This is a genomic window from Falsiroseomonas tokyonensis (assembly GCF_019024325.1).
In the GTDB taxonomy this organism is placed as follows: domain Bacteria; phylum Pseudomonadota; class Alphaproteobacteria; order Acetobacterales; family Acetobacteraceae; genus Falsiroseomonas; species Falsiroseomonas tokyonensis.
The window spans coordinates 24,900-38,171 of record NZ_JAFNJS010000006.1 but is presented as its reverse complement, the minus strand read 5'-3'; the positions used below and the strand labels follow the sequence as shown (position 1 = coordinate 38,171).

General features: G+C 68.3%; 13 protein-coding genes and 1 pseudogene. 8 read left to right on the top strand and 6 right to left on the bottom strand.

The features are described 5' to 3' along the window. Positions 1-14 precede the first annotated feature (14 nt). Positions 15-170 (bottom strand): annotated as a pseudogene (locus J3S20_RS30355) (DDE-type integrase/transposase/recombinase); the annotation flags it as partial. Between the two features lie 300 nt (positions 171-470). On the opposite strand from J3S20_RS30355, the gene J3S20_RS19535 reads away from it, so the two are divergent. The 6 genes from J3S20_RS19535 (at position 471) to J3S20_RS19510 (ending at position 5,075) form a co-directional block, all read left to right on the top strand. Further along, positions 471-614: a hypothetical protein gene (locus J3S20_RS19535; protein ID WP_216838204.1), complete on the top strand. Its 144-nt coding sequence runs from the start codon at positions 471-473 to the stop codon at positions 612-614. A gap of 53 nt (positions 615-667) precedes the next feature. Continuing rightward, on the top strand, positions 668-1,894 hold the full coding sequence (locus tag J3S20_RS19530) for a patatin-like phospholipase family protein (protein ID WP_216838203.1): 1,227 nt from the start codon (positions 668-670) through the stop codon (positions 1,892-1,894). 47 nt (positions 1,895-1,941) lie between these two features. Further along, a complete protein-coding gene (locus J3S20_RS19525; protein ID WP_246603038.1) occupies positions 1,942-3,432 on the top strand; it encodes an alpha/beta hydrolase in 1,491 nt (496 codons plus the stop codon). Between the two features lie 74 nt (positions 3,433-3,506). Continuing rightward, a complete protein-coding gene (locus J3S20_RS19520) occupies positions 3,507-4,088 on the top strand; it encodes a hypothetical protein (RefSeq protein ID WP_216838202.1) in 582 nt (193 codons plus the stop codon). Further along, positions 4,066-4,677, top strand: coding sequence for a hypothetical protein (locus tag J3S20_RS19515; RefSeq protein WP_216838201.1), 612 nt, complete (start codon positions 4,066-4,068; stop codon positions 4,675-4,677). Before J3S20_RS19520 ends, J3S20_RS19515 begins: the two co-directional genes overlap by 23 nt. 44 nt (positions 4,678-4,721) lie before the next feature. Next, positions 4,722-5,075: a hypothetical protein gene (locus tag J3S20_RS19510; protein ID WP_216838200.1), complete on the top strand. Its 354-nt coding sequence runs from the start codon at positions 4,722-4,724 to the stop codon at positions 5,073-5,075. Between the two features lie 12 nt (positions 5,076-5,087). Here J3S20_RS19510 and J3S20_RS19505 read toward each other — a convergent pair whose 3' ends face one another. From J3S20_RS19505 to J3S20_RS19490, 4 genes are all read right to left on the bottom strand, one after another. Beyond that, entirely contained in the window at positions 5,088-6,230 is a 1,143-nt protein-coding gene (locus tag J3S20_RS19505) for a helix-turn-helix domain-containing protein (protein WP_216838199.1), read from the bottom strand. A gap of 252 nt (positions 6,231-6,482) precedes the next feature. Beyond that, entirely contained in the window at positions 6,483-7,655 is a 1,173-nt protein-coding gene (locus J3S20_RS19500) for an AI-2E family transporter (RefSeq protein ID WP_216838198.1), read from the bottom strand. Next, entirely contained in the window at positions 7,606-8,577 is a 972-nt protein-coding gene (locus tag J3S20_RS19495) for an asparaginase domain-containing protein (protein ID WP_216838197.1), read from the bottom strand. The genes J3S20_RS19500 and J3S20_RS19495 overlap by 50 nt, the downstream gene beginning before the upstream one ends. A gap of 298 nt (positions 8,578-8,875) precedes the next feature. Next, entirely contained in the window at positions 8,876-9,265 is a 390-nt protein-coding gene (locus tag J3S20_RS19490; protein WP_216838196.1) for a hypothetical protein, read from the bottom strand. A gap of 289 nt (positions 9,266-9,554) precedes the next feature. Here J3S20_RS19490 and J3S20_RS19485 point away from each other — a divergent pair, with 289 nt between their 5' ends. Continuing rightward, the gene (locus J3S20_RS19485) at positions 9,555-10,610 is read left to right on the top strand and encodes a helix-turn-helix domain-containing protein (protein ID WP_216838195.1); all 1,056 of its coding nucleotides are present in this window, start codon (positions 9,555-9,557) and stop codon (positions 10,608-10,610) included. Positions 10,611-10,696: 86 nt separating this feature from the next. Then, positions 10,697-12,283 carry an ABC transporter substrate-binding protein gene (locus J3S20_RS19480; protein WP_216838194.1) on the top strand — a complete coding sequence of 529 codons (1,587 nt, stop codon included), beginning with the start codon at positions 10,697-10,699 and terminating at the stop codon, positions 12,281-12,283. A 15-nt stretch (positions 12,284-12,298) separates the two neighbouring features. Here J3S20_RS19480 and J3S20_RS19475 read toward each other — a convergent pair whose 3' ends face one another. Beyond that, the gene (locus tag J3S20_RS19475) at positions 12,299-13,075 is read right to left on the bottom strand and encodes a MipA/OmpV family protein (protein ID WP_216838193.1); all 777 of its coding nucleotides are present in this window, start codon (positions 13,073-13,075) and stop codon (positions 12,299-12,301) included. Positions 13,076-13,272 lie beyond the last annotated feature (197 nt).

Here is a 13,272-nt window from a genome sequence, read left to right as displayed (position 1 = left end):
GGACTGGACTTGCTTCGGGAGGGTGAAGAGTTACCGACGACGCCGCGGGAGAGGAGGTCGATGACAACGGCGACATAGAGCCAGCCCCCGGTAGTCCAGACGTAGGTGAAGTCCGCCACCCATTTCTGGTTCGTAGCTTCGGAATGGATCTGGCGGTACAGGATGTTGGGCCGCAAAACGCCGCCATCGGCCAGAGCCGGCGTCGCGCCTGGGGCGAGGTGGTGCCTGGCTACGCCTTCCGCCGGGCGCTGAGGCGAGTGCTCTCACAACACGTTCCATTGAGCCCCCTATGAGCGACACAGGGATGCGCGCCGACCGGTACGGCGACGCCTTCGTGGCAACTGGGACGTGCGCCACAATGCTGGCACCTGATGTCAATTGTGCAAGCAAGCCTCGTTCCCTAAGTCTCCGACCTCAGAGGCGAAGAAGGACCGGTCTATCCGCCAATGTCACGGCCAGAAGTTCATGAAATGCGCTTTGCCGCCGGTGCGCGCCACGTTCGAGGCAAGCCCGCCGACATCAGCCTTGAAGGAACGAACGTGATCTTCTCCAAAGCGTCTACGGTCCCGACAAAGCAGCGCCGCGCCAATCGCAATGCGATTGCGCCGACCTGATGTCCGCTTCACCGATTGCCCATCACCGCAGCCAACCAGACCGCACGGTCGGCATGGCGCTTGCCGTCGTGTTGCTTCTGGCTGCCAGCCTCCTGAGTGGCTGTGCGAGCATCGTGCGGCTCGATCCGCCACCATCCAGCTTGGCGACGGACCTGCCGGTGCTCGGCGTTTCCAATGCTCGCTTCTGGCCGGATGGTCCGCCCTATGCGCTCAACCGCGAGGGCGCGCTGATGGCGCAGCTGGGCAGGGCGGCGCAGGGGCCACAGCGCGACAGCCCATCGGAGGTGCATTTCCTTGCTTTGTCCGGCGGCGGCGACAACGGCGCCTTCGGTGCTGGACTCCTGAATGGCTGGACGCAGGCCGGCAATCGGCCCGAGTTCACCGTCGTCACCGGCATTTCGGCTGGTGCGTTGATAGCGCCCTTCGCATTCCTCGGCCCCGCCTTCGACGCACCACTCCGCGAGGTCTTCACCCCGGCCGCCCGGGCCGATGTGCTGCGCCTCGGCGGCTGGCTTGCCACAGCCTTCTCCCTCGTCTTCGGCGAAGCGGTTGCCGATACATCGCCGCTTTACAGCCTGATCGAGCGTCATGCCGACGAGGCCATGCTGCGCGCGATTGCCCGTGAATATCGGCGGGGGCGGCTGCTGCTGATCGGCACCACGAATCTCGACCTGCAACGCCCGGTGGTGTGGAATATTGGCGCAATCGCGGCCAGCGGGCATCCAGGCGCATTGGATCTGTTTCGCCGCATCCTGCTGGCGTCAGCCTCCATTCCCGGTGCCTTCCCGCCCGTGCTGGTCAACATCGAGCATGAAGGTCGTATGTTTCAGGAGATGCATGTCGATGGTGGCGCCTCGGTACAGGTCTTCTTCTACCCGCCATCCATGCAGCTGCGCGACATCGACCGGGCCGGATCGGGTCAGCGCAGACGCGTGATTCATGTTGTGCGGAACGGTCGCATCGACCTGGAGGGCGCAACCGTCGCCCGCGGAGTGATGAGCATCACCGGCCGATCGGCCTCCACGCTGCTACACTTCAGCGGCATCAACGACATCAACCGGATCTACTTGACCGCGCTGCGCGATGGGCTGGGCTTCCGCGTGGCGTATATCGGCACGGACTTCAGGGCGCCTCGCAGCGGCCCCTTCGACCCCGAATTCATGAAGGCGCTATTCGAATACGGCCGTGCCACGGGCATGAGCGGAACGGCCTGGGCCACGGCGCCACCGCTCGCCACCACCTCGACCGCCGGGCAGCTGGGCCTGGCCGCGGCGCGATGACCGCACGTCCTGGCGCGTGCGGTGGGGCATCGCCGTAGGAGCGGGTGATGAACATGCCGAACTGGGTGCGGCGCCTGCCGCGGCGGATCGTGCTTCTCGGGGCTACGCTGGTTGTCGCGCTGCTGGCCCTGCGCGTGTGGGACATCCGGCAGGGCCCGCAGCTTGCGCCCTGGCACCTTGTCGTGCCGGAGGAACTGCGCGCCGCGGAGATCGATGCCGCCGACTGGACTGGCTACCTCACCGCCGAGGCGGCGGCCTTCGCCACGGTACGCACGGAGGTGACCGCGGCATTGGAGCCGGCAGACCATATTCCGGCCAACCGCTACTTCGCGGGCAGCCCGCTGCATCCGGCGCTCTTCGCGCGGGACTGGAACCGCTCCTTCGTCATGGAGCCCGAAGGCGAGGCGCGGGGCGCCGTCGTCCTGCTGCACGGCCTTACGGACTCGCCGTATAGCCTGCGCCATATCGCCAACCTCTACCGCCAGCGCGGCTGGATTGCGATCGGTATCCGGCTGCCAGCACACGGCACGGTGCCGGCGGCGCTCACGCGGGTGACGTGGGAGGATTGGCTGGCCGCCACGCGTCTCGCCATGCGCGAGGCCCGTGCGCGCGTTCGCCCCGACATGCCCTTGCATCTTATCGGCTTCTCGAATGGCGGCGCGCTGGCGCTGAAATATGCGCTCGATGCTGTCGAACATGGCACGACAGCCGCTCCGGACCGGCTCGTGCTGATCTCTCCCATGATCGGTATTACCGCCTTTGCCCGCTTCGCCGGGCTGACGGCGCTGCCGGCCCTCCTGCCGCGCTTTGCCAAGGCCGCCTGGCTCGGCATCGTGCCGGAGTTCATCCCCTTCAAGTACAACTCCTTCCCCGTCAACGGTGCGCGGCAGTCGCATCGGCTGACCATGGAACTGCAGGGGCAGATGCGGCGCCTGGCCGCGCCGGGCCGCCTCGCCGCGTTGCCGCCGATCCTGACCTTTCAGTCGGTGGTCGATTTCACCGTCAGCACGCGTGCGGTCATCACGGCGCTCTACGATCAGTTGCCCTTGCAGGGCAGCGAACTGGTGCTGTTCGACATCAACCGCAACGCCAAGATCGGGCCCCTGCTGACGACAGCGACGGAGACGGTGCTGGACCGTCTGCTGCCGCCGGCTACCCGCGCCTGGCGCAGCGTCGTCGTCACCAATGCGGGCCCGCAGCACGCCGAGGTTGTGGAGCGAGCGATCGAGGCCGGCGCCACGGAGGAGCAGGTACGGCCGATCGGGCTTGCCTGGCCGCGCGCGGTGTATTCGCTTTCCCATGTCGCGCTGCCCTTCCCGGTGACGGATGGCCTGTATGGCCTCGAGCCCGACGCGGAGGAGGATTTCGGCGTGCAACTCGGTGCCATCGCGCCACGCGGCGAACGCGGCGTGCTGGCCATCGCACCGGATGCGCTGCTCCGACTCTCCTCCAACCCCTTCTTCCCCTATCTGGCCGAGCGGATCGGGCAGGCGATCGCCGCCGAGGCCGTGCTGCCAGCACGCAGCGCGGTTCGCTGAGACCGACGCGCCGCGCGGAACAGCCGGCGAGCGGACGAGACACGGCGTGCTTCCAGTTCTGGCCACGTCTTCCGATGCTTGCGCAGCATGGTTGGTGGAGTTGGCGCGATGCGCATCTGGAAAGCGGCGGCGCCCTGACCCTTGCCTTCGTCACGCCGGTGGCGGCGCAACAGCCCGATGTCGCGGAACTCATCCGCCGCATAGAGGCGTTGCAGCAGCGGGTGAACCAGCTCGAACGCAGCCCGCCCCGGCCTGCGGCGCGCGCGCCCGCGCCCGTGCAGCCAGCCGTTCGTGCCGCGCCCTCCGTCGCGGCGGTCGTCGTCGTGCCGCAACGACGAACGCCGGAGGTGGTGCGCGCCGAGGTTGACCCGGCCCTGCGCGGCAGCCTCGACGGGCTTGCGATGCGCGTGCCGAATACCGAAACCTCCGTCCGGCTCCTAAGGCTTCATCCGTCTGACCGGCTAGGCCGACTTCAACGGGCGCAATGCGACGGATGCGGCCTCGGTCCAGGGCATCCCGCTGACCGGCAGCGCCGCGGCCCGCCAGAACGGTGGCTTCGGCGTCACCGCGCGCAATTCGCGCATCGGCTTCGACACGCGCACCGAAACCAGCTGGGGGCGGCTCGACACCACGGTGGAGGCGGCTTTCCGCGGTGAGATCTCCCAGGGTGGCGATCTCGCCCTGCGCCTGCGCGTGGCCTTCGCGGAACCATCGCAGGGCGACTGGAGCTTCCTCGAAGGGCAGGCCAACAGCCTCTGGAACGCAGGGCTGATCGAGGCCTATCACGCCGCCACCAACCCGAACCAATCCTTCATCCGTCAGGCGCAGTTGCGCGCACCGCGGCGCTTTGGCCCGAACCGGACGGTGCAGGCTTCGCTCGAAGCGCCATATGGCGACGTCACGATGCAGGGCGGGCCGATCTTCAGCCCCATACGCCTCGATGGCGGCGCGAGCCTCGTATTCGACCGGGCGCCGGATCTGCTGGCGCGCGTGACCTGGGGCGACGGGCCGGAGGAGTATGTGCTGCGCGGCCTGGTGCGTCGGTTGGCGCTGGATGCGGACGGCACCGTGCTTGGTCCGGGCGGGTCCGAGAGCAGTATTGGCTGGGGACTTGCCGCGCATGCGCGACTGCCGCTCGGCCGCTGGATGACGTCCTTCGGGAGCGACGAGCTACTGCTGATGTGTCACTACGGCGAAGGCATCGGACGCTACTTCGCCGGCAGTACCTCGGCCAGGCGGCCCTGACGGACATCTCCGCGACGGGCGGCACCGGCTACAGCCTGGAGTTGGTGCCGAGCTATGGCGGCACCCTCGGCTATCGCCGCTTCTGGAGCGACACGCTGCGCAGCACGCTCTCCTATGCCTTTGCGCGGCAGGATTTTCCGAGCGGTGTCGGCTTCGCGCCCGGCTCAAGCAGAGCGCTTTCACTGAACCGCGAGATGCAGCAGGCGATCGCGAACCTGGGCTGGAGTCCCTTCGCCGCCCGGAGGACAAGCCGACAACCCTTCGGCTGGCTCCACCTAGGGCCCGAGTACTTCTTCAGCCGTCGCGACCTGGAGGATGGCGCGCAGGCGGTAGGGGCGGGCGGCGTCGGGCACGGCATTGCCAACCGCCTGGTCGCCTTCGGCATCGCCAGGTTCTGACCTCACGGGCTGCTACAGCCGGGCGAGAAAATCCGCGAGGTCGGTGGTGGCTGGCTTCATGGGGTCCCGCCGCAGCACAACCGCCTGCCCCGCCAGGGCCGCGGCCCGGAACTCGCGCGGCGCCAATCCGAACTCCCGCCGGAACGACCGGCTGAAGGCCGAGGGATCGAAGAACCCGACATCCTCTGCGATCGCCGAGATGTCGCGCTCGCCCCCTGGTGCTGCCAGCGCACGGCATGCCGCCCGCAGCCGCTCCGACTGGATGTAATGCGCGACACCGCCCTGGTGCTCGAACAGTCGATAGAGCTGTGAGCGTGAGACGCCCGCCAGGCGGCTGAGGCGTTCCGCGGTAAGGATGGCGGAACGCAGATGCTGCCGGATGATGACCTTGACGCGCGAGAGTTGCACGAGGTCGATCTGCGCATGCGCGGCGGCCATTGCCTCGGCCGACGGTGCGATGGATGCCGCGACAATTGCGCGGGCGGATTCGACGACCCGCGCCTGCTCTGCCTCGCCAAGCGACGGCACCTCGGCTGCGAGTTGGACGAGAAAGGAAGCGAGGATGCGACCCATGGAGGTATCGAGCGGACTGCCGCGGGAGGCGCTCAGCGCCGTGGCGATCTCGGGCGCAAGATCACGTGGCAGAAACAGGCAGAGCCAGTCGATGTCCGTTCGATCCGATTCCATGACGTCGTTCATCGAACCGATGCTTGCCACGCCGGCAGGGATGGTCGAGCTCGTCACGTCGTTGCATATCCGCCGTTCGCCGCGCAGCGCGACGTTGATCATCCAATGGTCCAGCAAAGTTCGGCGAGCTGCAGCGGCCGTGCGCACAAGCCGAGCGGCCGGGGCCCGCATCGTCATGAGCGCCAGGGGACCAAGCGCCCAAAGCGCCCGCTCTGCGGGGAAGCCGGCGGCCGGATCGGCCAGGGGCATCACCTCCATGGTGCCGGCGCTGGTAGCCTGCCAGGCGTCGAATTGCTGCCCCGGCGGCAGGTCCAGGGTGGAGAAGGTCAGCGGTTGTCTGGGGCGGGCTGTGGCCCGCGCATCGTCGGGTCCGGCCGGCGTGCCCATGTCCTGATCGCTGTCGCCAGAGCCGGGACGCCCAGGTGGCCTGGCAACGGCCGGAGCAGCGGGCGCATCCGCTGCGTCCATGATCTCCCGCGCTAGAACACGATCTGCAACTTCGTTGAGAGGTGCTGAAAGCATTATTTGAATCCTTCCTCCCAATAACAGGAATGTGGCAAGGTTTGCCCGCGCTGTAAGGATTGTGAAGGAAGCTTTGGTCGCGGCAGAACCCTTACGCTTCCGGGTTCTCTGGGAAACCGCGAAGATTACTTGGCGGCACCGGCGGGGATGCCGGGCAAAGTCGCGGGACGCCCGGCATGATGCTGCGCAGCGGCTGAATTATGCCGAACCGGCCTCGCGAGGCGCTGGTGGCACCGCGGTATCGGCATCGAGGCCCGACAGCAGCCGCGCAGCCCAGCGGCTCTGCTCGAATTCCTCGCAGATGCACAGGATTGCTATCAGGATTGGGACGCCGACCAGAGCGCCAATGATGCCCCACAGGAACGCGACAAGGAACACGGCGACAAGCACAAGGAAGGGCGAGACCGCAAGCCGCCTCCCTGCCAGCCGCGGCTCGATATAGCTGCCCGAGAGGAACTGGATCACCTGCAGCGCGGCGAAGACGGTGGCGGCCACCTGCCAGGTGCCGAACTGCAGCGCCGCGAAGGCCGCGGGTAATACCGTGGCCACGAACGGCCCGATGAAGGGGATGTAGTTCAGCACGAAGGCGATGAGACCCCATTCCTCTGCCAGTTCGAGACCCATCGCGCTCGCGAAGGCCCAGACGGCAAGGCCGGTGAGGATGCTCATGACGGTGCGGACGGCCATATAGGCACGCAGCTTCGTGCCGGTTCGTGTTGCGGCGCGCAGCAGCGCGGCGGCGCCGGGTGAACCGCGCAGCGCCTCAAGCTGCCGGCGCGCGACGTCCACTTCGAGCAGCGCGAGGATGACGAAGACCAGGGTGACCACGGTGAAGCTCAATATGCCTTGCAACTGGGAGGTGACCTGCTGGGCCAGGCGCACCATCAGGCGCATGTCGAACATGCCGGACAGGGTTTCCGACGGTACGCCGGCGTCCTGCAGCAGCGCGACCTTCTGCGCGTAGAGCGCCTGCAGCGTGGCGGCATTGACGATGATCCATTGGCCGACCCTGCCAAAGGCCCAGGCGCTGAGCAGCGCGAGCACGCCCAGGGTGACCAACGCCAGGACCATGGTGGCCAGTGCCGCAACGGCCGCGCCGGCCCGGGACCGAATGCCGCGCTGCACCGGCCGCAAAATGGCGGTGACGAAGAGCGCGACGGCGATGGGCACGAAGACCGCATCCGCGGCACGCAGTGCCGCTGCGACCAGGATCGCCGTGCAGAGGCCGATCATCGTGCGCATCGCGTGGTCGATCACCATGGCGTGCTTCCTGCCTGCCATGGCGCCAGCCTGGCGTGCTGCGGGACTGCGGCGTGCGCCGTCACTGGTAATGCGCGAAGGCGGCGGCAGCCGCGGCGTGTCCGGTGCCACCGCGCAACGCGACGCCTAGCAGCAGGCGCGCCTTGAGCCCGGACAGCCATCCTGCCGGTATCAGGCCCAGGCGGAGCAGGTCGAGATCCGCGCGGGGCCGCCCGCGCGCCACGACGAGCCCGGTCGTGGAACGTGAGGCGAGCACCACCGGCATGCGCGCTGCGAGTTCGCCGAGCGGTCGCATGGCCTCCATCGGCACATTGCCTTCGCCCATGCCCTCGATGACCGCGCCGGCATAGCCGAGCATCGGCAGTGACCTGAGCCAGCGCCCATCGTCACCCATCGTCCAGCGCAGCAGGGCCACCTGGCGAGGCGGCCCGTCATAGGCCGGAAAGCACGGCAGGCGCGATACACGCGCCCAGAATCGCGGGCGTCCCTCGACGATGAGGCCGATTGGCCCGGCCAGCGGGGAGACGAATGCAGCGCCCTGCCGAACGTGTGAAAGCTGGGCGAAGCGCGCGGCATGGATCTCATCCTTCGCCACCACCATCGTGCCCAGGCCACGGGCTTCGGGCGCGGCCGCCACGGCGACAGCGACTGCCAGCCGCGCCGCCTGACGCGCGGCGAGCCCATTGCCACCGCAGCACATGGCGGCGACCACGACCGGGTTCTCTCTGCCTATCAGAAGGTCGAGGATGAAGGCCGATTCCTCGATGGTGTCCGCGCCATGAATCACCACCGCGCCGTCGCAGCCCGTGGACAGCGCGTCCTCGATCCGCTGCGCGACGTCCACGAGATGGGCGGGTGAGAGCGAAGCGCTCGGCACGTGCAACAATGCGAATGAATCCACATCCGCGATGGCGGCGAAGGCCGGGACGGTCGCCGGCAAGACTACGGAACCCAGTGCCGCGCCAAGCTCCTCCGGCGGCATTCCGGTCTCCGCGCCACCGACCGAGATGATGAACAGGCGTGGACGCCTCATGGCTGCCGGCCTGCGAGGACGACGCCGGCCTGCTCCGGCCGGGATGGTGCGCCGGGCCCGATGCCTGGCGGTCTCGCGGCCAGGGGCGGGAGGGCGCGGTGGACAGGCAGCACCAGATCCTGCGCCATCGCGGCCGGGCGCGCAGGCACGGCATGCACCGCGTCCGGGCCGTGCGGCCGCCCGGGCGGAAAGAAGCGGTTCCCTTGACCCAAGCGCATGCTCGTCGTCCCGAAAGTCCGGGGCGCCAGGAATTCCCTGCCTGGCGCCCGCCACCTCACCTGATGCGAAGCGGCCGCGGTCAACGGGCCAGCGAAACCTCGCCGATGACCCGCAGACCCTCCTGCTTGTTGAAGGTGTAGGCCTTCATCGCGCCGGACGGCTGCTGGATCACGACCACGCCGCGACCCAGGTCGAGCCCGACGATCCGGCTGGCGGGTTCGCGGATCTGGAGTTCGTTGAGCAGCATCGACTCCAGGACGCCGCGTGGCGTGTTGCCTGGCGCCTGGGCGACACGCCGCTCCACCTCGCTGCGAAGGGCGGGGGACAATTCGCTGAGCTCGGCCTGCTGGAATTCGCGCGAGCCCATCGAGGTCTGCGCCAGGGACGGGAATGGCATCGCCGCCACGGATGCAAGCGCGGCAGCCGCGAGCATCGGGCGTTGCAATGTGCGTCGCAGGTTCGTCGTCATGCGGTCTTCTCCTCTGGGTTAAAACCGTTGAAGTCGTCTCCTTCACTGGTGCCGGCGAGCCCGCCGATGCGGCGCGGAGCAACGCCTGCCGCCCGCACTCTAGCGATGGCCGACTGCGCGGCGATGGGTTCGGAGTCCCCGCATTGCGCTGCATATGCCAGCCGCGACACGCGCACCGTTCCGCCTTGTGCCGAGCGTCCCAGGACTGTGCCCAGCCTATCGCTCCTGATCATCGGCGCGCGGCCTGGCTTATGGTGGCGTGCCGGTCGGCTGCGCCGTACGGCGATGCATGGCGGAGGTGGACATGGTGGAGACCATGATGATGCGGCCGCAGCGGATTGCCGGGCACGGCATTCCCCGAACTATCGAGTTGGAACCGCACGACTGCCGCGACAGGCGATATGCCGGCATGCCCGCGAATGGCACTTCGGCAGTGGCTCTGGCCGGGGTGCTGGAAGACCTCGCGCCCGCAGGGCACGGTGAAACAGGCAACGGCATCTGGAAGCTCGGCAGTTTCGCGCTCTACCGGGTGGACACGCATGCCGCGCGCTATCGCCGCTCGGCCGCGCAGATCAGCCGCGACCTTCTTGATGACTGGCTTGTCTGCGTCGCGACGCGGGGCATGCATGGCGTGCGCGGCGGCGATAGCCGCCTCACCGTTCCGCCACTCGTACCGGTCATCCTCTCGCTCGGCGAGCCGTTCGAGACGGAGCTTTTCGGCGGCGAATGGCTTTGCCTCGTCATGCCGCGCGACAGCTGCCCCGAACTCGCTCCGGCGATCGAACGCTGCCGCGTTGCGCCGCTTGCCTCTGCGTCCGGCCGTATCCTGGGCGGCTTCCTGCAGCGGATCGCCGCCGAATTGCCGAATATGCGGGAGGCCGAGATTCCGCGCGCCGTTGAAGCAACGCGGGCGCTGGTGAGCGCGGCGGTCTCGGCCGCCACAACGCCGGGGCTCGTGGATGACGCGGTGGTGCGGGCAGCGCGGCTGGCCCGTGTGCGCGCCATCATCCGCCAGCACCTTCGGTCACCGGATCTCACACCCGAATTCCTGTGTCGGCTGGTGGGTATTTCGCGTTCCCGCCTCTATCGCCTGTTCGAGCCGGTTGGCGGCGTGGTGCGCGACATCCAGCGGGAGCGGCTGCGCCAGGCGCATCGGGCGATCGCCGATCCCACCGATAGCCGCACAATCCAGGTGATCAGCGAGGAACTCGGCTTCCTCGAGCCAACGACCTTCAGCCGCGCCTTCCGAAGGGAGTTCGGCTACGCACCTGGTGCACTGCGGCGCGTCGCGCCGCCTGAGCACCGTCCCCGACTGGAGGTCATGGCGCCGGCACTGACGACGTGAAGGCACGGTGTTCCGCCACGCTGCTTGCCGGCTGCATGGCTGTGCATCGGACCCGATCGGCCGCCTGACATCGATGGAGCAACTTCGTGCCCAGTCGCAGACACCTGCTGGCCGCCATCGCGGCAACCACGACATTGTCCGCGCCGGCCATCCCGGTGCATGGCGCGACCGCGCGAAGCCTGCGCTTCGTGCCGCAGGCGGACCTCGCGGTGCTCGATCCGCTGTTCACCACGGCCTATGTCGTGCGCAACCATGCGTTGATGGTCTACGATACCCTCTATGGCCTCGACGCTTCGTTGAAGCCGTCGCCGCAGATGGTCGAGCAGCATCTGGTCGAGAATGAGGGCCGGCGCTGGACCTTCCGATTGCGCGAGGGCCTGCTGTTCCACGACGGCGAACCGGTCCGCGCGCGGGACTGCGTTGCCTCGATCCGGCGCTGGTCGCAGCGCGACCCGCTGGGCCAACTCCTGGCGGCGCGAACGGACGATATCGCGGCGACCGACGACCGCAGCTTCGTGATCCGCCTCTCCCGCCCCTTCGCGCCGATGCTCGATGCGCTTGGCAAGCTGGCGTCACCGATCTGCGCCATCATGCCCGAGCGTCTTGCACTGACCGAGCCCTCGCGCGTGGTCGCGGAGGTGGTCGGCTCGGGCCCCTTTCGGTTTCGCGGCGACCAGTGGGTGGTCGGCTCGCGCGCCGTTTACGAACGCTTTGCCGGATACCTCCCGCGTGAGGGCGGAACGCCGGAGTGGACGGCTGGGCCGAAGGTCGTGCATTTTGACCGCGTCGAGTGGCACACCATCCCGGACCCATCCACCGCGGCGGCGGCGCTGTTGCGCGGTGAGGTGGACTGGGTCGAGCGGCCCGACTTCGATCTGCTGCCGGTATTGCGCCGCAGCCGCGACCTGATGATCGAGACGACGCCACAACTCGGCAGCGTCAGTATCTGCCGGCTGAACCATCTGCATCCACCCTTCGACAACCCGGCGATCCGTCGCGCCGTGCTGAGCGCGGTGAACCAGGCGGACTTCATGAATGCGGTTGCGGGCACCGAGCCCGGCGCATGGCAGGATGGCGTCGGCATCTGGCCGCCAGGCACGACGCTCGCGAGCGATGCAGGCATGGAGGCGATCCGCGCACCGCGTGACATCGCAGGCGCCCGCGAGGCCATCCGCCAGGCCGGCTATCGCGGCGAGCGCGTGGTCTCGCTGGTCTCGACGGATTTTCCAGCGGGCAGGGCGGCGGGTGAGGTGGGTGCCGAGCTGTTCCGCCGCCTGGGGCTCAACCTCGACCATGTCGCAACGGACTGGGCCGCCGTGGTGCAGCGGCGCGCCAGCCGCGAGCCTGTCGAGCGCGGCGGCTGGTCCTGCTTCTACACCGGTTTCGCGACGCTCGACCTGCTGCATCCGGGCATTCACCAGCTGGTCCGGGGCAGCGGCGAGCGAGCCTGGTTCGGATGGCCTTCCATTCCGCGCATGGAGGCGCTTGCCGACGCATGGCTCGACGCCGGCGACCTTGCCGCGCAGCGGGTCATCGCAGCCGAGATGCAGCGCCTGGCCTTTGCCGAGGTGCCCTATCTTCCGCTCGGCCAGTACTTCCTGCCAACCGCCTACCGCCGATCGCTGACGGGCGTGCTGCGTGGGCCGCCGCTCTTCTGGAATGTGCGGCGCTGACGCAGCGCGGCGGCGTTACGGCAGGAACTGCCAGTTGAGGGTCAAGCCGAACAGCGCCTGGGTTGCGCTGCCGCGGCCATCGACGAGCGGGCTGTCGGCGGCGGCACCCAGGATCTGTCCGACCTCCCCGAACGCCGTCAGGCTCCAGCGGGTATCGAGCTGCAGGGTCAGGCTCGCGGCAACGCCTGCGAACCAGTAATCCTGCGGCGCGAAGCGCTGATGGCCGCTGCGCCTGGATTGCTCCGCATCGACGCCGAAATAGGTTTCGGCAAAATCCTCGCTGCCCCAACTCAACCGCGGGCCGGCATTCAGGATGAGATCCGGTCGCAGGCGCAGCACCCGGTCGAGCCGGGCATCGGCGACGAGACCCGAATGGCCGCCGAAGCCCTGGCGCAGCTCCAGCGCGCCGCGCCAGTTCGGGTTGGCATAGCGCATGAAAAGGCCGCCCTCGCCGGCAGGGCGGATGTCGCCCATGCCGCGCAAGGCATCGTTGTCGTCCTGGTCGCGCCCGAAGCGGGGCCTCAGCACGACGCCCATGGAGACAGGACCGTGGCGCAGCAGCGTGGCACCCAGGCCATCGCGCAGGGATAGGAACAGCGTGTCCTGCCGCCAGCTGATATCAGGGCTGAGGAGCGGCGAAAGGGTGTGGCTGTCGGAACCCAGATAGTCAGGCGAAAGCAGGGCGCCCGCGCCAACCGAGACGCGCCATTCGCCGCCGGCTGTCGAAGGTGGCGGCATCGCCTGCGGCGTGAGATCGGTCTGCGCCCTGGCAGGGGATTCGAAGGCCAGCACGGCTGCAACCAGCAGAGCAAGCCTCGCGGCGCGAGGCCTTGTCCCGTTCCGCCGATCCCGCCCTGGCGAGAAGGATGATGGCCGCGCATCGGCAAACCGAGCTGCGGGAGGTGCACAACTCTGTCCCATCGAAAGCTCCTCAGGCGCGTGCCGGGAAGACTAGTGATCCGCGCCAGGCGTGTGATGGGCGTCGCATC